At 51.0% G+C, this 23,840-nt stretch carries 18 protein-coding genes and 2 pseudogenes; 5 read left to right on the top strand and 15 right to left on the bottom strand.

From position 1 onward, the window contains the following. Positions 1-69 precede the first annotated feature (69 nt). Positions 70-1,512 (top strand): 30S ribosomal protein S12 methylthiotransferase RimO, encoded by a 1,443-nt coding sequence (gene rimO / locus KHX94_RS11270; protein ID WP_213680711.1) that lies wholly within the window; start codon positions 70-72, stop codon positions 1,510-1,512. Between the two features lie 9 nt (positions 1,513-1,521). On the opposite strand, the gene KHX94_RS11265 is transcribed toward rimO, so the two are convergent. After that, entirely contained in the window at positions 1,522-1,737 is a 216-nt protein-coding gene (locus KHX94_RS11265) for a ribosome alternative rescue factor ArfA (protein WP_213680710.1), read from the bottom strand. 332 nt (positions 1,738-2,069) lie between these two features. Between KHX94_RS11265 and KHX94_RS11260 the strand changes: the two genes are divergently transcribed. After that, positions 2,070-2,690: a hypothetical protein gene (locus KHX94_RS11260; protein WP_213680709.1), complete on the top strand. Its 621-nt coding sequence runs from the start codon at positions 2,070-2,072 to the stop codon at positions 2,688-2,690. A 54-nt stretch (positions 2,691-2,744) separates the two neighbouring features. Here the strand turns inward: KHX94_RS11260 and pmbA are convergent, their stop codons facing one another. Further along, entirely contained in the window at positions 2,745-4,088 is a 1,344-nt protein-coding gene (pmbA, locus tag KHX94_RS11255) for a metalloprotease PmbA (protein WP_213680708.1), read from the bottom strand. 158 nt (positions 4,089-4,246) lie between these two features. Here pmbA and yjgA point away from each other — a divergent pair, with 158 nt between their 5' ends. The 3 genes from yjgA to KHX94_RS11240 all read left to right on the top strand — a co-directional run bounded on the left by yjgA (position 4,247) and on the right by KHX94_RS11240 (position 7,778). After that, complete coding sequence (gene yjgA / locus KHX94_RS11250; RefSeq protein WP_213683418.1) at positions 4,247-4,777, top strand: ribosome biogenesis factor YjgA; 531 nt, start codon at positions 4,247-4,249, stop codon at positions 4,775-4,777. 746 nt (positions 4,778-5,523) lie between these two features. Continuing rightward, positions 5,524-6,006: a hypothetical protein gene (locus KHX94_RS11245; RefSeq protein WP_213680707.1), complete on the top strand. Its 483-nt coding sequence runs from the start codon at positions 5,524-5,526 to the stop codon at positions 6,004-6,006. 50 nt (positions 6,007-6,056) lie between these two features. Continuing rightward, positions 6,057-7,778, top strand: a complete 1,722-nt coding sequence (locus KHX94_RS11240; RefSeq protein ID WP_213680706.1) for a hypothetical protein — start codon at positions 6,057-6,059, stop codon at positions 7,776-7,778. An 88-nt stretch (positions 7,779-7,866) separates the two neighbouring features. Here the strand turns inward: KHX94_RS11240 and KHX94_RS11235 are convergent, their stop codons facing one another. The 13 genes and pseudogenes from KHX94_RS11235 to KHX94_RS11180 form a co-directional block, all read right to left on the bottom strand. Next, positions 7,867-9,015 (bottom strand): ABC transporter permease, encoded by a 1,149-nt coding sequence (locus KHX94_RS11235; RefSeq protein WP_213680705.1) that lies wholly within the window; start codon positions 9,013-9,015, stop codon positions 7,867-7,869. Continuing rightward, positions 9,012-10,172 carry an ABC transporter permease gene (locus KHX94_RS11230; protein ID WP_213680704.1) on the bottom strand — a complete coding sequence of 387 codons (1,161 nt, stop codon included), beginning with the start codon at positions 10,170-10,172 and terminating at the stop codon, positions 9,012-9,014. The genes KHX94_RS11235 and KHX94_RS11230 overlap by 4 nt, the downstream gene beginning before the upstream one ends. Further along, positions 10,172-11,149 carry an HlyD family secretion protein gene (locus KHX94_RS11225; protein ID WP_213680703.1) on the bottom strand — a complete coding sequence of 326 codons (978 nt, stop codon included), beginning with the start codon at positions 11,147-11,149 and terminating at the stop codon, positions 10,172-10,174. Before KHX94_RS11225 ends, KHX94_RS11230 begins: the two co-directional genes overlap by 1 nt. Continuing rightward, positions 11,139-12,539 (bottom strand): TolC family protein, encoded by a 1,401-nt coding sequence (locus tag KHX94_RS11220; RefSeq protein ID WP_213680702.1) that lies wholly within the window; start codon positions 12,537-12,539, stop codon positions 11,139-11,141. The genes KHX94_RS11225 and KHX94_RS11220 overlap by 11 nt, the downstream gene beginning before the upstream one ends. Positions 12,540-12,625: 86 nt before the next feature. Continuing rightward, entirely contained in the window at positions 12,626-14,074 is a 1,449-nt protein-coding gene (tldD, locus tag KHX94_RS11215) for a metalloprotease TldD (protein WP_213680701.1), read from the bottom strand. A 37-nt stretch (positions 14,075-14,111) separates the two neighbouring features. Next, positions 14,112-14,957 (bottom strand): annotated as a pseudogene (locus tag KHX94_RS11210) (carbon-nitrogen hydrolase family protein). Then, a complete protein-coding gene (locus KHX94_RS20490) occupies positions 14,881-16,185 on the bottom strand; it encodes a YhdP family phospholipid transporter (protein ID WP_483315920.1) in 1,305 nt (434 codons plus the stop codon). The pseudogene KHX94_RS11210 and the gene KHX94_RS20490 overlap by 77 nt, the downstream one beginning before the upstream one ends. After that, positions 16,179-18,957, bottom strand: a pseudogene (locus tag KHX94_RS22025) (YhdP family protein). Before KHX94_RS22025 ends, KHX94_RS20490 begins: the two are co-directional and overlap by 7 nt. A gap of 83 nt (positions 18,958-19,040) precedes the next feature. Beyond that, entirely contained in the window at positions 19,041-20,507 is a 1,467-nt protein-coding gene (rng, locus tag KHX94_RS11200) for a ribonuclease G (protein ID WP_213683417.1), read from the bottom strand. A gap of 133 nt (positions 20,508-20,640) precedes the next feature. Next, positions 20,641-21,225 (bottom strand): Maf family protein, encoded by a 585-nt coding sequence (locus tag KHX94_RS11195; protein ID WP_213680700.1) that lies wholly within the window; start codon positions 21,223-21,225, stop codon positions 20,641-20,643. Then, positions 21,225-21,713, bottom strand: a complete 489-nt coding sequence (gene mreD, locus KHX94_RS11190) for a rod shape-determining protein MreD (protein ID WP_213680699.1) — start codon at positions 21,711-21,713, stop codon at positions 21,225-21,227. The genes KHX94_RS11195 and mreD overlap by 1 nt, the downstream gene beginning before the upstream one ends. Further along, entirely contained in the window at positions 21,710-22,591 is an 882-nt protein-coding gene (mreC, locus tag KHX94_RS11185; protein WP_213680698.1) for a rod shape-determining protein MreC, read from the bottom strand. Before mreC ends, mreD begins: the two co-directional genes overlap by 4 nt. Positions 22,592-22,634: 43 nt before the next feature. Beyond that, complete coding sequence (locus KHX94_RS11180) at positions 22,635-23,684, bottom strand: rod shape-determining protein (protein ID WP_133038463.1); 1,050 nt, start codon at positions 23,682-23,684, stop codon at positions 22,635-22,637. Between the last annotated feature and the right edge of the window lie 156 nt (positions 23,685-23,840).

The following is a 23,840-nucleotide window of genomic DNA, read 5'->3' as shown; positions in this document are numbered from 1 at the left end:
GGTATAATCGCCGCCACTTTTTGCCCGGCCAGACCGGTAGCCAATCAACTGTATTGCGGAACGCGGATCTTGAAAAACCCTGTAGAAACTTTTGACCCCAAACAGACCACCACATTGGACACGCCAGCCAAAACCATCGCCCAGACAGCCGCCGAATCCGATGCGGTAACTGGCGCTAATCGCATTGGTTTTGTCAGCTTGGGCTGCCCGAAAAATCTGGTGGACTCAGAACGTATTCTGACCCAATTACGCATTGATGGTTATGAAGTCACCAACACCTACAATGACGCCGACTTGGTGATTGTAAACACTTGCGGTTTTATTGATGCAGCGGTGGAAGAATCACTGGATGCCATTCGCGAAGCGCTGGAAGAAAACGGTAAAGTGCTGGTGACAGGCTGCCTTGGTGCCAAGGAAAACCAGATCCGCGAAGTTCACCCAGATGTATTGGAGATCACCGGCCCGCATAGCTATGAAGCGGTGCTGAATCATGTGCACAAATACGTCCCCAAGCCAGAGCATAATCCGTTTACCTCACTGATCCCGCAAACCGGAGTAAAACTGACGCCCAAGCATTACGCTTATCTGAAAATTTCTGAAGGCTGCGATAACCGCTGCACTTTCTGCATTATCCCATCGCTGCGCGGCGACCTTGATAGCCGTGATATTGGCAGTGTACTGGATGAAGCCAAACGTCTGGTGGAAAGCGGTGTGCAAGAGATTTTGGTGGTGAGCCAGGACACCTCGGCCTATGGTAAAGACAAAGCCGGCCGCACCGGTTTCTGGAACGGCATGCCAGTTAAGCAGAACATCACAGAACTGGCAAAACAACTTGGGCATATGGGGGCTTGGGTCCGTTTGCATTATGTTTACCCTTATCCTTGGGTAGATGAGCTGATCCCGCTGATGGCACAGGGGTTGATCCTGCCCTATCTAGATCTGCCGCTGCAACATGCCAGCCCGCGAATTCTCAAGCTGATGAAACGTCCAGGGCGAATCGATCGCCAGTTAGAAGCTATCCGCAAATGGCGCGAGATCTGTCCAGATCTGGTGATCCGTTCTACCTTCATCGTCGGTTTCCCCGGCGAAACGGAAGCCGATTTCCAGATGTTGCTAGATTTTCTGCAACAAGCCCGTTTGGATCGCGTGGGTTGTTTCAAATACTCCGAAGTGGAAGGTGCCGTTGCCAACGATTTGGGTGAAGCATTAATCAGCGAAGAGGTGAAAGAGGAACGCTATGCCCGCTTCATGGAACTCCAGGCAGAGATCAGTGCCGAACGGCTAGCGCGTCTGGTTGGCCGAGAGCTGGACATTCTCATTGATGATGTAGACGAAGAAGGTGCGATTGGCCGCTGTTATGCCGACGCCCCGGAAATCGATGGCATGGTGTTTATCAACGGTGAAACTGAGCTGGAACCGGGTAATTTGGTACGGGCAGTGATCACTCACTCTGATGAGCATGATCTGTGGGCTGAACTGGTCGATATGCCAGATGAGACTGAAGCGCAATAACCTTTGCTTTTAGCAACATAACCCATATAAATCAGAAGGGGCAAAGCCCTTGTAAGCTTGCCCCTTCTGGTTACGTTGTTTGCGTTGGAATGCCCCTTTGCCTTTCTTGGTTTTTTCCGTGCGGCTGCGAAACAGCTGACTGGTTACCAATGCTTTAAGCGCATTATCCTTGATTTCACCACGGCCCAAATCGTGCGGCTGTGGTACTGATGGTGTTTTACTCATATAGCCTCCTAAAGTACTCCCGTTATTCGACCAACATAGACGTTGGACGTTCAATAACGCGCAAATTTTATCCTTTATGCCATAAAAAGCCAGCCATTCATGCGGTCCGAAATAGCCCGTCACTTTGTGGCAACTGCGACCTTATTACCAAGGATTGTCTTACTGGATGTTAAAAATATTCGTTATTTGAGTACATTCCAGACTGTATTTATCTGACCGCTTGTTTTAAATTGAAGCGACAGATTAAACGATCCATCAGAGATCGCTGGGTTTATCTGCAAAACTGCAAGATACAAACTCAATAAGTACAATCTATTGAAGGTTCACAATTGATGGCCGTTAGCATAAAAGGATTACTGCGCGCGAGCGTATTGCTGTTTTACCCTATTAGCCTGTACTGGTGCCAACCCGCATCTGCCGTACCGGTGAGTATTCCACCACTGATGACGGCGGCCGAGATGCTGACCCAGTTGAATCAGCGCCTAGTGCATAGCAAGAATGCCCCGGCAACGCTAAGTCATTGGTGCAGCCAGCAATTGAACAACGCCGATGCTTGGCAAGTTATCTTGGATACTGGCAGACAATTACCTCCGCCAGCCGAGGTATATCAGTTACTGAACATTGCCCCCAAGACACCGCTCAGTTATCTCAAACAACGTTTCATGTGCAGTGGCAAGGTCGTGGCCGTGTTTGATCACTGGTTCCGCGCCGATATGCTAACGCCAGCCATGCAGCAAGCATTGGCAAAACAAGATACCGCCTTGGGCAGTATCGCCCGAGAGGCCGGTTTTTTCGCCGGAGTCTCAGCAATAACCCGTTGTGGCCAGATGAAGGCTCATTGCCGGTTTTTGTCATGGAACATCAAGCGGTCATTTACCGCAGTGACAATACGCCATTCAGCTTCGTCCAAGAACATTACACCCGGCAGTTACTACCACGAGCACAGCAGTTAGATCCCTATTAAAAAGGCGCCAACTGGCGCCTTTTGCTGCAATGTCACTCAAGAGTTAACTGCCCGCAATCTTCATGTTGTCCAGCAAGATTGCTCCGGTACGGATGGATGAGCGCAGTTCTCGGTCGTTGGCAACGGCCTGAATGTTACGGAACATCTCCCGCAGATTGCCAGCAATGGTAATCTCTTCAACCGGGTAACAGATTTCACCCTTTTCCACATAGAAACCCGCAGCCCCACGGGAATAATCGCCGGTGACCATATTGACGCCCTGGCCCATCACTTCTGTGACGATCAATCCTTTATCCATACTGCGGACTAACTCCTGGAAGCTCTTACCACTGTCAGTCACGGTCCAGTTATAGATGCCACCGGCGTGACCGGTATTCTGCATGCCCAGCTTGCGGGCCGAGTAACTGGTAAGTAGATAGCTCTGCAATATACCTTGCTCAACAATATAGCGATCGCGGGTAGCAACCCCTTCACTGTCGTAATTGGCACTGGCAAAACCACCCAGCAACTTGGGTTGTTCGTGAATGGTAAACCACTCAGGAAAAATCGGCTGACCTAAAGCATCTAACAGAAAGCTTGATTTACGGTAAAGCGTAGAGCCGCTAATGGCGCTCACCAGATGCCCCAGCAACCCTGTGGCAACATCGGCAGCAAATAGCACTGGCAGATTCCCGGTCGCCAGTTTGCGGCCGCCTAAGCGACTGAGCGTCTTGTCAGCAGCACTGATGCCCACTTTATCTGCCGCCAACATCTCATCAAACTGCCGTGCCACGGTGTAATCATAATCACGCTGCATATCACCGTTATCATCACTGCCGATCACCACACAACTGAGGCTGTAGCGACTGCTGCAATCCCCTTGCAAAAAGCCATGACTGTTACCATAAACCCGCACACTATTATGGGCATTGACGGAGGCGCCGTCTGAATTGGTAATGCGCTTATCACGACCTAGCGCAGCAGCTTCGGCAGCAATTGCCAATTGTGCCAGTTCATCTGGAGTGGTATGCCGTGGGTGATATAACTGTAAATCGGGAAACTCAGTGGCCATCAACGCCTTTTCTGCCAGACCAGATGCAGGATCCTCACTGGTATAGCGGGCAATACTGTCAGCGGCTTTCACTGCTTCACGAATCGCAGCGGCGGACAGATCTGAAGTCGAAGAGTTGCCCTTGCAGCCATCGCGATACACGCTAATCCCGAGGGCACCATCTTTATTAAATTCAACGGTTTCCACTTCCTGCAAGCGCGAGGAAACACTCAATCCCTGTTGTTTACTGATCGCCACCTCAGCGGCACTCACGCCCAACCCTTGGGCAAATTCTAGCGCCATAGCAACTGCATCTTTCAAGGATTGCAGTTCACCATCGATAAAATGTGCAGACACAACGATACTCTTCTTTGAAGACATGTAGCCTAGCATAACAAACACAGCTAACATTCGCAGCGCAAACTGACCAAGCAGCGGTAAAAATCCGCCACAAGACGCGCCTTAGCGACAATGTTACAATTAACCGCAGTAGCCAAATAGAGATGTTGAGTACCATGAAAATCGTTGATGACTCCGAAAAGATGAAGCAGCCCTACGACGATGATGAAAATTACGTCAGTAAATCCGCCCTCAAGCGGGAAAGTACCGCCGCGCAGGAACTGGGGAAACAGCTATTGGGACTGAGTAACAGCCAGCTAGAACGTATCCCGCTGGATGAAACGCTGCTGGACGCACTCGCCTTAGCCAAACGCATCAAAGTCAATACCGATTCCCACAGACGACAAGTGCAATACATTGGGCGGTTGATGCGTGATGCTGACTTGGACGGCGTGAAACAAGCGCTGGATAAAGTACTGAACCGCTCCAACCAAGTAGCGGCGCAAGATCAAATCACTGAAAAACTGCGTGATAAACTGTTGGCTGAAGGTGATGACGCCATTCAGCAACTGCTGGACGAACAACCGCATCTGGATAGACAAAAACTCAGGCAACTGGTGCGTCAGACCAAAAAAGAGTTGGAGAAGACCCCAGAATCAAAATCTGCACGAGAACTGTTCCAGTATCTACGCCAAGAACTCGAATGATATAACGCCGACGACCGTCGGCGTTTTACTGTGTCATCAAGGCGCCCTGCTACGCGAAAAACCGCGATTTTTTACTCAAACGGTGTTTAACACATTGCGGGATTTACAGCTTTCTATATTATGAATTTCAATATAATTTGATTTTTATCAAATAGTTAAATAAAAATCTTCACTGTCATTATCGGCATAAATGGCTCGATACGGCTAGCAACACCAATGCAGTATCATGTTGGGGAAATCACCCGCACAGCGGTAACGCGTTAGGAAGCTGTTACAAAGGCATCACCCATTGAATTGTGCTGCCCGATTAGATTGGTGCTACCGCCAAACAAAAAGCGAAATGGAGTAACCGAGTCGTACAACTCGCCATGAATGCCAAGCGCTAGTTCGCCAAAATCGAGAGATTCACGCCAGGACAGAAACATACCGGTTAACCAGCGTGAGCCGCCGCCATCAGATCTGACGGGATAGCCAACAGCTCACCGTCAGTTGCATTGAGCCAATCCAGCTAACTTGCACCAATACCTCGCCGTGGTATGGCCCAGATTTATGTTACCAATAAGCGGTTTTACTATGAGCGCTCAGCGTTAAACCCCAATTATCAGATTGATATCACATAACATTGTGCTCATTTACTATCAAAAATCTCAAAACTGTGTAATAAATAATCAGTTACTTTCTTTTTGTTAGCTACCAAGCAGTATGTATTGATTAGCCAATGATTCTATCTGAAGAGGGGTCTTACTGTGCGTCAAAATAACTCTGATACCAAACCTGTAGCTAAGATCCAAACCACAACATCTGCTGCGCTTAGTCGGCGCGTTGAGGAACAACCAGCAAGCAGTGTGGACGCTGACACTTGTACATTAGCAACGCCGGTCACGGATAATGTACCAACGCATACCCACACACCAACCGATTTTGACTTTGATTTCTATTACACCCAACCAGACATTTCCCGTATTCTGCAAAACCTGAAACAGTTTCAGGCACAAATCTCCCCGCAACTCGATGGCAATGTGGAAAGACAAAGCCAAATGCATGGGTTTCCATCTATCTGTCTTATTGGTCTTGGCCGTTGTGGCTCCAATATCGCCACTGACGTAGCCTTACTGGTGCATGGCGCCCGTAATTTCTATCTCAACGAGTTTCTCAAAACCGAAGAAGCGAACGCCAAAAAGGCGGGCAAGGCGAAATCTTCGGGGGTGGCTGGCTGCAACGGGGTTTAAAACTTCATGGCACAGGAGCCAAACCAGTATTTCTGATTGAACCGTTAGTGATGTTGGGCGATTTAGATAAAGATATTGAAGGACGAGTTCGTTATTCCTCTAATGGCCGGGGCCAATTACTTGAGGACTACCATAAACTCAAAATCATGAACTTCAGTGAAGTGCATGCAGGCGGTGCCGGTAATGCGCCCATTCTTGGGCAATATCTCGCCAAGATTATTCTGAATAAAGATACCGAGCACTTTAGCAACGCGGATTGGCCTTTTATACATTCCTACTTAGTGGATTCCTGCGGTATTCGCGCTAACCAATCACGGTTGTATTTTTATATTTTCAGTGCCGGAGGTGGTACAGGTTCTGGGATGGCATCGGAATTTGGACTGGCACAGCAAAGCTCTTATATCCGCAAAACCTTTGATATACGTCCAGAGTCAGATGTGGATGGACAGAATCAGTCATTTGTTTTCGAGCCAATCTTTACCAGTGGTATTTGTATTTTGCCAACGATTTCCGCCTCACCCGATATGTCTGAAGCGCTGCATATCAATGCTGGACGCCTGTTATGCAAATACCTGGCTGAAGAGTGGAATTTCTCTTATAACCCCGAAAACATTAATGATGAGAGCTACGACGTGACACAACGCGTCCGGCCATGGAATGCCATGATGTTGATATCTAACGATATCATGAGTTATGCCGAGCAAAGTAATGAAGACAACAGCCGCTATATTGATGTCAACTCAATGGAGAAATATGCCAATCAATATATCAGCCAGCAGATTTTCAACATCCTCAGTGCGCAGGCGGTCACCTCGGATTATGACGAAAATTACTTCCGCCGTGCGGGCATCAACATTGGTGAAACCATCCGCTTAGATGCCAATGATCTATTCATGAGTCTGGCCGGACCTGTCGCCACGGCTTATGCAGAATCTGTCGTGCCTGACAACTCCACCATGGCAGAAGGGCGACGGCTATTTGAAAATGATAAATCGAGATTGGATATTGACGATCTGTTCTGCCGCTCAATCGATTTACCTCATTTTAATAATAAGACCCAGGCCATCGAAGGGATCAGCCTGCTGCCAATAGCGGCAACTCAATATCGTGAAGCGTTGACCAAATACCGTGAGTCAGGTTTCAACGCTGATCACCTAAAAAACCTGTGTTTTTTCAATAGCTGCTCCTCAGTGGTATGTATTGTGTCCCTACCTAAGGACTACAAACTCTCTTATGTGGATTTAAATAAACTCAAAACCCATCTTAATAATCTGTTTCCTAATACCACCCTTAAACGTTATGCACTCGTCATTGGCGCTTCGGCCAACCTGTCATTGACTACGCTGATTGCCAAGAGTCCGTGTATGAGTGATGACTTCCTAACCTTGATTGTGGCCTATATCAAACGCTGTTTTGCACGAGCAGAGTATCGCTATGGCGATATGTTGGAAGAGGCGGTGTTAGAGTGTATCCGTCAACCCGAATTCGACGATAAATGTCTCGATGAGATGTTAGATGAGTTTGAAAATCCCGCGAAAATCCTTGATACCAACTGGCACGCGATAAAGCCGATGTACGAAAAGAAATACCGGGAGCTGATCCGTGACGCCAATAAGTTTATCTCTATCAATGACATTCGTCTTAATAGAGATTCGGTGAAAAATGCCATTAAGTACTTAAGGGAGATTTATCGTCACCGTGTAAGTAAAACCAAAATCGTCAGTCTCAATAATTATGCGGCCACCAAGACCAAAACAGAAAAATCTGAATAGTTGCACTGAGACAATCACAATAAGCGGGTGTCATCACTCGCTTTTTTATTGCCGCGGCTTAACCGTTTTATTGAAGAGATAAATTACATCATGCTGCCGTTAGTGCTAACTGTTTGCAGCGGCGATGCACGCCCCACCAAGCGAGCGGCAGATATAACGCTAATAAGCCCCACAATTGCAACCAACGCGGCAAGAGCTGACTCCAATCAGCCCCTAACTGATTCAGTTGTAGCATGCCCATAATACCCGGCACAGCCGGCACCAGTTGTGATAACCACACCAATGGTTGCGGAATAAGCGTCAATGGCCAGACAAAGCCGCTGACAAACAGAATCGGCATGGAAGATAACAGCAACACCTGCGTTGGTAGATCGCGGCGATTAAACAAGGTACTGAAGGCCACCCCACAACAGGCGGTTGCCAGCAAAAATGGCAGCATCAGCAGCAACACTTGGCCGAGCGAGGCGAGCAAACCGACACCATACAGGTAATAACACCAGCCGATATAAAAGGCACTGAAAAAGCAATACAACAGCGTAAACGTACCGATGCGGCATAACACAATGGCCAGCGGACTTAGCTGGTGCCAGTAACCGTGCTGCCGCCACTGTCCTGCCCCTAAAATCCCGGTACCAATCAACAACGTCTGATGCAGGATCAGTAAAAACAGCCCAGGGATAACATACGCCGGATAGCCTAATCCTTTGTTAAATACCGACACCGCGTTCAATGAGATGGCATCCAGGCTCTTTTCAGCTTTAGTGGGGTTAGTCCCTTGAGCCAACAGGCCACGCAACTGCACTTGATGGCCGATATCGAGTCCGGCCTGAGTCAGCCCCTGTACCACTGCCGAATAGATCAGAAAGTAACTGGCATCGCCGCCATAACCCAGCGTGACTTGTTTGCCACGCAGTAACTTATGGCGAAAGTCTTCTGGGATCACCAGCATACTGCTGGCTCGACCATCGATCAGCCACTGGCGCGCCTCATCAGTAGAAGCAGCATAACCCTTGACTGAGATGCCAGGATTGGCATCTGCGTGGCGGATCATCTGCCGCGATAACGCCGAATGATCCAAATCTACGACGACCAGCGCCTGAGCCGTTGGCACATTATTCAGATAAGGCGAGGGATACAAAATGGCGTAAAAACTAATGCCGCCAAACAAGGTCAAGGCGATTGCGCGGTCTTTCACCACCGACAAGAGATCGAGCCATATCCAGCGCCACCAACTCATAGCAGTGCTCCCGAGGCTTGGCGCTCAGGGTACAGTGCCCGGCCATAACGCCGCGCAAAATACCAAGCGGGCAGCAATAACAGCAAAAAACCAAGGTAGCTAGTGCTTTGCTGCAGTACAGTGAGCAGCCCCTGCCCATGACTGACTATCGCAACATGGGTCTCAATATAGTGGCTGGAAGGAATTAGTGCACGCCACCACTGGGCAACCAGTGGCATATTCGATGTTGGAAAGGTAATGCCCATAAAGGCGAATGCCGGAGCAAACAATCCGGTACACATGCTGATGATGCGGGCACTATCCGCCATCACGAAGAACATTGCCTGCACCCAGAGCCAAACGGCAACGAGCATGATCAGTTGCGCGGGGAGCAACCACAGCAGGTTGCCGGCCATAGGCAAGCCGAGATAACCGTACATCATCACCAACAGCAACATGCCGTGTAACAGTATTAACGGTGTATAAAATAGGAATTTTGCTGCCAGTACCCGCACTATGCCAAGCTGATAACAGTGCGCCAGCGATTGCTCGCGCAGCTCCCGGCTAAGACTATTGGCGTAACAAAGCATAGCCACCAGTTGCCACAGAGCAATCAGCATTGGTGGCACCAGAAATCCCACATAATTCATATTACGGTTGAACAGTGCGGTACTCTGAGCCGCGACGGGAGTCAGCCGCACATCGACCTGAGCCGGGTTCACCCCCGCCGCCAGTTGTTTCGCTCTGGCAATCTGCTGCAACCCGTCCGCCAGCGTTAACTGCAACTGGCTGGATAACAACTTACCCACTAGCAAAAACTGGCCGTTGTAACGCAAGTCGATAGTGGGTTTGTGCCCGGTCAATAAATCTTGTTTTAACGCATAGGGTAAGCGCACCACGGCAAATACTTCACCACTGCGCATGGCTGCCACGGCTTGTTGAATATCGGTATAGGCTATCGGTTCGGCGACCGAATTGGCATCGATGTAACGACCCAACTCGCGGCTGACACTGGAGTGATCTTCATCCACCAGGGCAACCGGCAGTTGTTGTGGCAACGCCGCAGAAAACAACCACCAGAGAAACAGAAAACCCAGCACTGGCACATAACTTATTAAGGCCAACTGCCAGCCATCACGCTGCAAGGCATGAAATTCCCGTTGCAGCAACTGCCACATTATTTATCTCCGGCCAGCAGTACTGACATTCCAACGCGCAGATCGGCGATCGGCTGAGTAGGACGCAGTTCTACTTCAAAGGTACGCATATCAAAATCGTGACCGCTTTCGGTGGCACGCCAGGTGGCAAAATCGCCCAACACACTGATATAGCTCACCTGATATTCGTAGTCCTTACCCAGTGCTGGAATTTTCAAACGCTTTTTATCGCCTTTATGAAACTGTGCTAACTGGTCTTCCCGCACCTGAAACACCGCCCAACTGTCACTCATATCTACCAGCGTTACCACTGGAAAGCCTGTCGGAGCCAGTTCACCGGGTTGCAGCAGCACATCGGTAATTTCTCCCGATTTAGGCGCCTTCATCTGGCTGTCGGCCAGTACCGCGTTAACCTCCTGCACGGCACCTGCCGCCCGTTTGGCATTCCCCGCCGCAGCGGCTTTTTGCTCATCACGGGCGCCTTCTGCCGCCATATCGTACATGGCTTTGGCCGCCTGCTCGGTGTATTTGGCCGCTTGCCACTGCGTAAAGGCTTCATCACGTTTTTGTCTAGCCAACACGCCGTCGCTGAACAGGTTTTCAACGCGATCATACGTCGTTTTTGCTAATTCACTGGCCGCTTTGGCTTTCAGCCACTGTTCCCTAGCGGCGGCAATCTGTTGCTTACGCGCGCCATTGTCGGCTTCTTGCTGCATGGCTTTGGCAGCATCCAAGGCACCACTGGCTTGTGCCAGCTTGGCGTTAAGTTCTGGACTGTCGATGGCGAACAGCAGATCGCCAGCCGCGACATCATCGCCTTTACGTACCAGCACCTGCTCTACCCGCCCGGCCACTTTTGAGGAAACATTGTATTCGCGCGCTTCGATTTGTCCTTGTAACAGCTGTGGCTTAGGGCTGTAAGCGAGGATCAGTCCATAAATCAGTGCGGCTGCCACTGCCGCCAGTGTCACTGTTGCCAGTAATGGATTAACCCGCATGACCTGTCTCCTGCTGCTTACTGTGTCCGATAAATTCATCCAGTTGTCCACTGACCGCCATCAAGCGAGCATAAGCCTGCAGATAACGATAATGCGCTGCCAGCTCCTTGGTTTTCACGGCGCTGAGTTTGATTTCTGCATCGACCCGCTCCAGCGAAGTGGATAATCCCTGACTGAAAGCGAGTTCTCGCAGTTTGAGGTTCTCTTCCGCCAGTGCTTTGGAACTTTCGAGCGCGGTGATCTCTTCCTGTGCCTGTAGCATCTGCCGATAACTCTGATCCACCAGCAGACTCAAATCTTGAGTGGTTTGTGCTTTGGTATAACGCGCTTGCAGCAAAGCGCTCTTGGCGGCCTGTACCTTGCCGCTGCGGCCATCGCGAGTGAGCAGTGGCACTTTAACCCCCACGCCGACCATCCAGTCTGGCGTCATCTGCGATAGCAGTGAATCGTCTTCATAAAGGGTGTAATTGCCGTAGAGGTAAACGGTGGGCAGATACTTACCGTTTTCTAGGTCTATCAGTCCCTTCGCTTGCTGTTCTTTAGCGTTGAGCAATTTCAGCGCCGGATGCTGCTTCAGTGTCAGCTCGGTCAATTGGGGCAGAGAAAGCGGATTTTGCAGCACAAACATGGGCGAGCTGATACTGGCATCGGCATCATGTAACAACCGCGACAGGGCAATATGTGCCATCTCATATTGGCGTTTGGCACTGCCAAGGGTAACGGCGGCATCGTCCAGTGCCACCCGCGCATTCAGGCGCTCCACTTTGGCAATCTGGCCTTGTTGTTCCAGCTTTAATGCATGTTGATAGTGCCGCTGTAAAGAATCCACCAGTTGTTGCTGGGTCTGCACTAGGGCTGCGGTCACGCTCACGGCGTAATATCGGTCGACCAGTGTGGTAAATAACTCGCGGCGACTCAGTTCATGCTGCTGCTGTTCTTCTGCAACTTTAGCTTTTTGGATCCCTTGCGCGGCGGTGATCTGTCCACCAGTATAGATGGGCCACATCGCCTGCAAACTGGCACTGAAGATATCCTGTTCAGTAAACGGTGTAACAAACATAGAGCCGGGAATGGCGCTGAGAAGCGCCGCATATTCGGCGGGTAAGGTAGCCACATCCAGCGATGCCAGAGGATTGAGTTTACGCAGATCCAGCTCCAACGGCTGTTCCATGCGGGTGTAGCTGCCGTTGATGCTGAGGGATGGCAGATATAAATCTTTGGCGGCGTCTCGTTCAGCCTCGGCCCGATGCAGTTGCTGGTTATCAGCGGCAAGTTTATCACTGACATTAAGCAGTCGCTGCCAAGCCCTGTCAAAGCTGAAATCTTCAGCAAAAACGGAGGGTAGCGCCAGTGGCCACAATAGCAACCAGACGAATCGCAGTCTTTTCATTCACACCTCTAGAGTAAAAACTCTAATTCCTTGTTGAATGATAACATTTAAGCTTTTGCCTTACTACTGGCGCAAAAGCCTCCAGATCAGGCAGTACCGCCAACGGTAAGCCGTGCTATTTTCAAGGTTGGCTGACCAACGCCCACAGGCACACTCTGCCCATCTTTACCACAAACGCCAACGCCTTGATCCAGCGATAGATCATTACCCACCATGGCGATTTGTCCCATGGTTTCCGGGCCATTGCCAATCAGCGTTGCGCCTTTAATGGCCTGAGTGATTTCACCTTTTTCGATGAGATATGCCTCTGAAGCAGAAAACACAAACTTACCGGACGTAATATCGACCTGACCGCCACCAAAATTGGGCGCATAAATGCCCTTATCTACTGAGCGAATGATGTCTGCCGGATCTGACTCGCCAGCCAACATATAGGTGTTAGTCATGCGCGGCATCGGTAGATGGGCGTAGGATTCACGGCGACCATTACCGGTCGGTTGCTGCCCCATTAACCGCGCGTTGAGTTTGTCCTGCATGTAACCTTTAAGCATACCGTTTTCAATCAATACGGTACGGTGAGTTGGTGTACCTTCATCATCAATAGTGAGCGAGCCGCGACGATTGGCAATGGTACCATCATCCACAACTGTCACTAACGGTGACGCCACTTGTTGACCAACGCGACCACTAAAAGCACTGCTGCCTTTGCGGTTAAAGTCACCTTCTAAGCCATGACCCACGGCTTCATGCAGCAACACTCCCGGCCAGCCAGGACCAAGCACTACTGGCATTTCACCTGCTGGTGCATCTACCGCATTAAGGTTGACCTGTGCTTGGCGTACCGCTTCGCGAGCAAAGGCAAAGCACACTGGCAAACCATCGTCGCCAGCAAGCATCAGCGCATGGTAATCGTGACGCCCACCGCCACCGGAACCTCCGCGTTCACGACGGCCATTTTCTTCCAAGATCACCGAGCAATTAAAGCGCACCAATGGCCTAATATCAGCCGCTAAGGTGCCATCGCTGGCGGCGACTAGGATCTCTTCATAAACGCCTGACAGGCTGATCACCACCTGGATAATTCTGGGGTCGAGACTGCGCACATAGGCATCAGCCTGTTTTAATAGCTGGATTTTCGGCGCTTCGGTCATTGCCGCAATGGGATCGGCACTCTGGTACAGCGACTTTACACCGCGCCGTTTCCAGGCATGAACTTTGCCTTTGTCACCACTTTGGGCAATACCACGAGCCGCCTCCACCGAGGCATTCAGCGCTACCGGCGAAATATCATCGGCATAAGCGAATCCGGTTTTTTCACCAGTGATGGCGCGCACGCCCACCCCACGTTCGATGTGGAAACTGCCCTCTTTGATAATGCCATCTTCTAGTACCCAAGACTCATGACGGCTGCCTTGAAAATAAAGATCCGCGAAATCCACTTGATGCCGATGGATCCGCTCAAGATAGCGGTGCAGGTCTTCCAGTGTCAGTCCCTGCTGCAGCAAACTTTGTCCCACTTGGGTTAACAATGACATGTATGCTCTCTCAATGGGCCACGGCCCGTATAACTGATTAATATTTGGCTGACGACAATAATGTCGGCGGCGAAAATCGATTGTGTTGTGACACCGGCATCTGCTGGCGAATTTTTTGCAGTTCATCCATATCGAGCCGCGCCTGTAGCCAACCGGTGCCTGCTGGTAACTGCGCCATAATCCGTCCCCAGGGGTCAACTATCATACTCTGCCCCCAAGTTTCCCGGCCCCCTGATTGTGGCTGCCCCACTGCGCGGCCGCCAACACATAACACTGGGTTTCAATCGCCCGTGCCCGCAACAGCACTTCCCAGTGGGCCGCCCCGGTAACCCGGGTAAACGCCGCCAGGCACCAGTATGATCTGCGCACCTGCTAGGCGCAATGCCCGGTACAGATCGGCAAAACGCAGATCGTAGCATACCGACAAACCAATGCAGCCAAACGGGGTATCGACCACACTGATGCGATTGCCGGGGCAGAAGGTGTCGCTTTCGCGGTAATTAGCGGTATTGTCGCTGACATCCACGTCAAACAGATGCAATTTGTCGTAGTCGCCCAACACTTGCCCTTGGTCATTGAACAGGTAAGTGCGGCTGTAAACCCGGCCATCACCACTGGCAACCGGAATAGTGCCCGCTGCCAGATACACTTGATGCTGTGCGGCCATCATAGATAACTGCTGTTGCAGTGGTGTCTCGTCACTGTGACCCGCATACGCCAACTGTTCACCTTCGTGACCACCGAACAACAGGGCACATTCAGGCAACACCACCAGTTGGGGTTCGTCCGGTTGCCGAGGCAACTGTTCAAGCTGCGCGTTGATAAACGCCAGATTCTCTACGGGCTTGCGGCTGCTCTGGCACTGGAGAAGATTTACCTGCATCTACCGGTTCCTCTGTAGGCTTTTGTGGCGGTTCGGCGGTTTTTGAGGGTGTAGCACTAGCTTCGTGTTGTTGAGCATTGACTGCCGCCCCTTGAGTCGAGGTCGCATTAGCTGCTGACGGTTCGATAGCCGCGTCATTGGCTACGGGTTGCTCCTTAACTGGCAAAGCGCTTTTAGGAATTTCAATCTCTTTACTCTTGCGCTCCAGCTCTTCGAGCTTAGGATCTGACATGGTACCCGTCAGGCGGAAACGAATTTCAGAGATAACCTCAATCATGGGTTCTAACACTTTGGTTAAAGCAAATGCCCCGATGCCCATAGTCCAAGCACTGGTACTCAGCAACACTACGGTTGGCACACTGGATGCCAACTTAGGCGCAAACCGGATATCGTAGTTGAGACTCTCAGTATTAAGGTCAGTATAACCTCGTACCTTCATGTTACCCGCGATAGCATCCATTTCGGTATTGGTAGTTTTTACCATGCCGTTATCGATACGCAAATCGCCACCAAAGCTATTGAAATAAAGACCTTTACCAAATACATCAGAGAAATCTAGCGACAATTTACGTAGCAGTGAATCCAGGCTAAACAACGAGAAAATACGTGCGCCCTTGTCACTGATCTGCTCCATGTGCCCCTTGCCTAACTCAAAATGCACATCACCGTTTAATGAAGGCAGATTAAACGCTGTCGGCGCGCCACGCCAATCCAGTGTCGCCTTGAGCTTGAGTGGTGATTCCTTAACGCCAGGATTCACATCAAACAGTTGTGCCAGTTGTTCAAAATCCGGTGAGTCGATATTGAAACTGACTTTGGTCTGGTTCGCACCGTCGGTAGATAACCAATCCCCTTGACCTTCCAGTTTGCCCTGCGGGGCGGTGACCGATAAGGTCTGAATATGATAACCGCGCAGTGCCGGTGCGCTTTGCAGTATCAGATGACCCATAGCAATGTTTTGGAAGCGAAAATCATCGACGTCTACGGCAAGCGGTGGCAGATCATCCACTTGCTGAGTGGCCGCTCTCTCGGCGATATCGGCGGCACTGCCCAGCGGTTGTAACGGGTTTAAGTACAAACGTGAGGCTTTAAGTTTCAATCCTTGTCGATACCAGTCAGGGAAGATTTCCACGCTACCGGAAAATTCTGGCGATAGCCCTTCAAACTGCCAGGACTGGCCGGTTGGATGCGCGGTCATCTGCAACTGAGTAAATCGCTGCCCTAGCAGGGACAGATCATTAATCCTGGCCTGAATGCCTTTAAGTGCCGGGAAAAATGGCTATCAACCGTAGGCTGCTCGGGGTTTGGCGTATCGTTCTGCGCTGCCGCCGCTGGCACCGGAGCGGGCGATGGCGGATTAGCAACGTTTGCGGTGGCTGGCGCAGCCTCAGTAAATGCGGTAATGACGGGCAACCACTGGGCAAAATCCGCATGCTCCAAATCCAGCCGTAATTGCCCACCGTCTTTCACCAGTTGATCACCACTGCGGAATAATCGGCCGAGTAATAGGTCATAGTGTTTTAGACGATCGCCCGAGTCGGCCGCGAACCCGCCCCAAAACTCGGCTTTATCACCCACCTTGATACCAAGAGAGGCTTGTTGATCATCCCCCAGCAGTTCGGCCTGTAACGCTAGCGGTTGCCCTTTGCTCTTGGCAAAAGGAGCCGGCAATGACAGCGCGGTATTGGCTAGATCAGCATCCACATTGGCCTGAAGCGTGTAACCACTGCCATCAAAAATCAGTTGCAGCGCCCCCGCCCAACTGCTGCTCCCTTGATAAAATGGGGTCAGCGGATTGTCCAGTTCTTCGGGCAAACGGGATAATTGCCAATTTCCCTTGGCATGCAGATTCACGGCAAATTTGTCATTCTGATCGCCGGTCGTGAAGTCGATACTGGTGGGTTGCCCATACAGCAAGGCACTGATGCCCTGCGCGGTGACCACCTCATTATGAAAACTGACGGTACCATTAACCTTGTTGAGTTTCACCCCGGGTTTGCGGATATACACAGGGGTGTCGTGGAAGCTGACCGTTCCTTGTATATCGGGGGCTTCACCAGCATATAACGGGATGTCTAACTGCAACTTACCCGCCACGGTATCCTGGATTTTTACCGTATCCAGCGTAGTACCAACGCTTTCTTTGAGTGGTGACTGCTGCATCACAGCGGCAATATCCCAGCCCTTGGCGGCAATAGCGGCATCCACTAACAAGTGACTATGACGTTCAAGGCTAGGGATCACCACGCTAGCGCCGCTGATATCCACATTCAGCAGTTTGCCCGCCAACAACTTCAGCTCCATCCGGGCATTTTCAAATAACCCATCCAGCTTCAATCCTTTGACTGTTGGCCAGTCAGGTTGAAAAGCAAACTGACTATCGTCCATAGTGAATGCTGCCTGAAACACACCGCTATGCTCGGCAAAAGGGAAGTCATGCAATGGACCGCGCCACACCACGGCAGCATTGTCACTGTGGCCAGTTTTCAGTGCCTGTTCCAGATATTGACTCAGATCTTCCCCATCTGTCGCCGCGGGAAATAACGGCCAGCATGGCTGGCATTGTGTAACTGGACGGCGGCCGCCAGCGCCATGCTCGGTTCATCGTGTAAATCCAGCCGTAAGGCAGCATCAAACTGCAAATCGTCGTTGCTCGCTTGCAGCTCCGACACAAACAACTGCATGGCTTTGCTGTCAAACCCCACAGAGAATGCCGAGCCATCAAAAGCCAATGGTGATTTAAATTCTTTTGGAATATCAATTTGGTAGTGCTGTGCTGGCAAGCTGGCACTCAAATAACCATCACGCCAGCCTAAGCGCAAATCGACAGCCGTAGTACCGGGAAAATCACCTGCGGCACGCCATGTCAGAGCATGAATCGGCAGCGCCGCCTGCCAGTCCTTATCCGCTCCGCGATAAACTTGCAGCGGCCCCAATTCCCTTGTAGTTGCAGCGCCAGCAACTGTTGTAACTGCGCCTGATCAATGCCTGGGATAAGCGGCAATAACGGTGTTAACTGTTCGAGCTTAATACTATTCATCGTACCGAACAGCTGCTGTTGTTTGCGTAGTTGCAGCTGCAACGGTTGCCACGGTTGACCATTAGATTGCAACTGCAAATCTTGACTCTGCAACTGCCAACCATCAGGCTGCGGCTGCCAACTGATACTGCCGCCCTCAATGGCAAAACGTTGTTGCTGTTTCCCCAGTGACCACTGGAACCATGAAGGGCTAAAGCGCACCATGCCTGAACGCAAGGAGCGGTGCGCGAACTCCACCCAACCTTGCAGATTTACCACGCCTTCCAGCGGAATATCAGCCAATGCTGGCTGGGTTTTACTCTGTTCCGAAGCCCAGCGGCCAATATCCAGCGACTGCGCCTGTACATACGCCTGACCACTGAGGCTATCGGGTGTATAACCATCCCCGCTCAGATCGATACGCAGGGTAAGATGCTGTTGCAGCTGCTGAGAATCGTCCAGATACAGGGCACCGCTGCCCTGATGTTCATGGCCATGATTCAGCCAACGCAGATTGCCGATATGGATTGGGCGGTAATGAATATCACGCGATACCAGTTGCACCGTGGCATCACCAATGGAAAAGCGCTGCAATTGTTCCAGTAACAACGCATACAACCAGTCCATGTTGGTGCTGGCATGGTTATCACCCGCCGCTGCTTGATTGGGAGCATTGAGTTGATCGAGATCCAGCGCCAGCTGCACCCCATTAAAAATGACGTTCTCGACTTGGGGTTTAGCGGTCAGCAAGGTTTCCCAGAAATCTAGTTTTACCTGCACGTTCTGCACAACTAGAGTGATAGGCAAGTGTTCCTGCTTTGGCAACACCAGCCGTTCCACCGTCAGTGATGGCCCATATGCCTGCCAATGCGCAGATAACTGCCCGACTTCAACTCGCACCCCATATTGCTGTTCGATGTAACTGGTCAATTGCTGCCGCACCTGATCCAACTGTGGCAATAAACCACGGATCAGACTCACCAGCAAAGCAAACAGCAGCAGTGATACCGCTAGCAATTGCCAGCAGAAGCGGCCAATTTTAAAAGGGCTAACGCGAAAATTCACTACACCATCACCACGTCGTATTTGCTCTGCACATACATAGGTTCACACTGAATGCGCACCCGTTTGCCGATATAGACTTCCAGTTCGGCGACTGAATGTGCCTCATCTGCCGCTAACACTTCATAGACCGCGGGGGCACAGTAAATCAAAAACTCGTCAGCCTGATAAGTACGATTGAGGCGAATGATCTCCCGGAAAATTTCGTAGGAAACCGTTTCCACTGTCTTCATCGTTCCCGTTCCACGGCAGGCGGGACATTCGCCACACAGCACGTGTTCCAGACTTTCACGGGTACGTTTGCGGGTCATCTCTACCAAGCCGAGGCCAGAAAACCCGGAAATATTGGTTTTCACCCTATCGGCACTGAGCGCTGACGCTAAGCTGCTGAGAACCCGCTGTTTGTGCTCCTCTTGCAGCATGTCGATAAAGTCGATGATGATGATCCCGCCGAGGTTACGCAAGCGCAGTTGGCGAGCAATGGCCTGTGTAGCTTCCAGATTGGTGTTGAAGATGGTTTCTTCCAGATTACGGTGCCCGACAAAACCACCGGTATTGATATCCACAGTGGTCATGGCTTCAGTCTGGTCGATAATCAGATAGCCACCGGATTTCAGCTCAACTTTGCGCTCCAACGCCCGTTGGATCTCGTTTTCCACATCGTACAAATCAAAGATGGCAGCAGGCCCAGTGTAGTGCTCAATCTTGGCCGCCACATTTGGCATAAACTCCTGCGCAAACTGCAACAGTTCTTCATAGGTGCTTTGCGAATCGACGCGAATGGAATCCAGTTCGACCCCCACAAAATCCCTAACAACCCGCACCGGCAGCGCTAAGTCTTGATATAACAGCGTTGCGCCTTGGCGTTTGCGGCGCTCACTGACTTTAGCCCACACCCGCCGCAAAAATGCAGCATCTTGGGCTAACTCTTCTGCGCCCACACCTTCGGCCGCAGTACGGATGATAAAGCCACCATCATCATCCACAAATGGCAACGTGATGTCTTTCAGCCGCGCCCGTTCTGCTTCAGATTCAATTCGCTGTGACACCCCGACATGGCTAGAGTCAGGCATAAACACCAAGTAACGGGACGGCAAGGTAATATCTGTGGTTAACCGTGCACCTTTGGTGCCCAAAGGATCTTTGACCACCTGCACCATGATGTCCTGCCCCTGACGCACCAACTCGGCAATATTGCGTACCACAAAATTACCTTTCTCGGCGTCTGCCACACATTCGGTATGGGGAAAGATGTCTGAGGCGTGCAAAAAGGCAGCTTTATCCAAGCCAATATCCACAAATGCCGCCTGCATGCCCGGCAGTACCCGACTGATTTTGCCCTTGTAGATATTGCCCACCAAACCACGCTTCATGCGACGTTCAATGTGGACTTCCTGCAGGACACCATGCTCTACCAGTGCCACCCTGGCTTCTGTCGGTGTCACATTGATCAGCAGTTCCGATCCCAGTTTTCCGGGAATTCTGTGATTTGCTGTGCCGCTGTGTCTCACGTTAGACCCTTTAATGAATGCCGATGGAATGATTTTATCCACAGAAGGCGGGGAAATCTGCCAGAAATTGCGATTTTATCTCAATGCCGCCCTATAACAGCAGCATCTTTTGTAACAGGATTCTGGTTTCCACCAAGGGCAGACCGACTACCGCGGAGTAACTGCCGTTGATCCGGCTGATGAAACTGCCACCAAGCCCCTGTATACCATAGGCACCGGCTTTATCCATTGGTTCCCCACTGGCAACATATGCCGCAATCTGCGCGGTGTTTAGGGAACAGAAAGTGACGTCAGTGCTCACTAATACCGATTCGCAATGCTTGCCATCGGTTACCGCAACTGCGGTCATGACCTTATGACTGCGGCCACTGAGTTGTTGCAACATGGTGTGTGCGGCCGCCGCATCAGCAGGTTTACCCAAAAGGGTGTCATCTACCACAACTATGGTATCAGCCCCCAGTACAACCCCATCTGGATGCTGCCAGCGACTGTGGCCGGCGGCCGCTTTTTCACGCGCGAGACGACTCACATAAGTCGCGGCGTCTTCTCCCTGATGCTGAGTTTCGTCAATATCGGCGGCTAAGATTTCAAAGGAAAAATCCACAATCCCCAACCCCAGTTGCGCTAACAGTTCACGACGGCGCGGAGAGGCTGAAGCCAACAACAACTGTTTCATTATCTAACCTTGTAACGGCGCCTTAAACGGCGCAACAACCAATAGATCCACGGCCAGATCACCATTCCAGAAAGCACCGGCAACAGTTGCTGCACTTGGAACTCACTGTGGAAAATAACGAACTGCATCCAGTAGATAATCAAATGATATAGCAACAACAAGAAGGCAATAATCAACGCCTGTTGCCATATGGGAAAATTACGCAGTTTCTGATAGTTAAGCACTATGATGTAGATGACGAGCGAGAAGGTCAGCGAACGAATGCCCAGATAACTCCCTAGCAGCACATCCAGTACCGTGCCCAACACCCAAGCAGTCAGGATGTTATAACGATGGGGTAATGCCATCGCCCAATAAATCATGATCAACAGCAACCAGTCTGGACGAGAAGCATCGACGATTTCTGGCACTGGCATCAGTTGAAACAGCAACCCGAGGAGCATGGAGAACCATACCACCAGACTGCCACGGGTATTTTGCAGCATCATGGGGTTTCTCCCTTACTGGTATCATCTGGGGTTGCCGGCGCAGTGGTCTCGGTAGCAGGTGTTGGCTGTTGTTCTGGCCAAATCAGTAACAGATAACGGATGCGATCCAACGCTGCCATTGGCTGTGCCATCACTTTCAGATAACTCTGACCATCGTCATTGGTAATCGAGATAACCCGAGCCACCGGATAACCTTCTGGGAAACGGTTACCTAGACCCGACGTCACCAACAAATCGCCCACTTTGATATCGGTGCTTTTGGGCACATAGCGCACTTCAATTTCATCCACTTCACCAGTGCCGTTAGCAATCAACCGCACATCATTACGGGTGATACGTACGGGCACCCCTTGTTCAGGATCGGATAACAGCAACACTCTGGCGGTCAATTCACTGACCTGTACCACCTGACCGACAACGCCCTGGGCATCCACAACGGGTTGCCCGACAAACACGCCATCGCGGCTACCGTGATTGATCACTACGTATTGATGAAAGGGATCGGAGGCCACTTCCATCACTTCAGTGACCATCTTGCGCGAATCCATATGCACCGGTGAACCGAGCAAGGCTCTGAGCCGTTCATTTTCCTGGCGCAGATGTTCATAGCGCTGCAAGCGCTCGCTCATCAACAGTTGCTGTCGCAATAGCTCCTGATTTTGCTTTTGCAGCATCTCACGGGTAGCGATGCTTTCTGAGCCCCAATCGAGCAGTTGTCCAGGCACATTGGCCAGGTATTGAATCGGGCTGAGCAAGGATGCCAGTGACTGCCGTACTGGCTCCAGCCGATTATTAGCCAGCATCAAGATCACCGACAGAATAACTGCCAGTGTCAGACGGAATTGGTTGGAAACACCGCGAACAAAAATAGGTTTCATAATAAAACCAAGGCGGTGAATTCACCGCCTTGACTACCTGCTATCAGGTTTCTTCCGAGAACAGGTCACCGCCGTGCATATCGATCATCTCCAATGCCTTGCCGCCGCCACGGGCAACACAGGTGAGAGGATCTTCTGCTAGCATCACCGGAATACCGGTTTCCTGCATCAACAGGCGGTCAAGATCGCGCAGCAGCGCACCACCACCGGTAAGCACCATGCCACGTTCAGAGATATCAGAGGCCAATTCTGGTGGTGACTGTTCCAGTGCCACCATCACCGCACTGACAATCCCTGACAACGGCTCTTGCAAGGCTTCGAGAATTTCATTGCTGTTCAGGGTAAAACTTCTTGGTACCCCTTCCGCCAGATTGCGCCCACGCACTTCTATCTCCAGCACTTCATCGCCAGGATACGCCGTGCCAATGGTGTGTTTGATTCGTTCAGCCGTAGCTTCACCAATTAGGCTGCCATAGTTACGGCGCACATAATTGATAATGGCTTCATCAAATTTATCGCCGCCGATACGCACGGAAGAGGAGTACACCACGCCGTTCAGCGAAATAATCGCCACTTCAGTGGTACCACCACCAATGTCCACCACCATAGAACCTGTGGCTTCAGACACTGGCAAGCCGGCACCGATTGCCGCCGCCATTGGCTCTTCAATCAGATAGACTTCACGAGCACCTGCCCCCATCGCCGATTCTTTAATGGCGCGACGTTCAACCTGAGTGGCACCTACTGGCACACACACCAGCACGCGCGGACTCGGCCGGAAGAAACTGTTGTTATGCACCTGCTTGATAAAATGCTGCAGCATTTTTTCAGTCACATAGAAGTCGGCAATCACGCCATCTTTCATCGGTCGAATAGCCTGGATATTCCCCGGCGTTCTACCCAGCATCTGTTTTGCTTCCATCCCCACGGCCGCAACGGACTTCTGTCCGGAGCTATTACGCTCGGCGCGGATGGCGACCACAGAGGGCTCATTCAGTACTATGCCTTCATTACGAACATATATAAGTGTGTTGGCTGTACCCAGATCGATCGAAAGATCATTAGAAAAAACGCCACGCAGCTTTTTGAACATGTAACTTGCCTGTATTCTGTGGAATCAGAAGAGAAGAATTAAAAATCAGCTAACTTTATCAATGCCACCCCCATACCACAAGCCTTGCTAGACCAACATTTGCGAATAATTGGATTTTTTTAGCTGGGCGGGCAATGACACCGGATCACAGCATTG

This window comes from Shewanella dokdonensis, assembly GCF_018394335.1.
GTDB lineage: Bacteria > Pseudomonadota > Gammaproteobacteria > Enterobacterales > Shewanellaceae > Shewanella > Shewanella dokdonensis.
The sequence above is the reverse complement of the archived record's forward strand: the minus strand, read 5'-3'. Positions and strand labels throughout refer to the sequence as shown.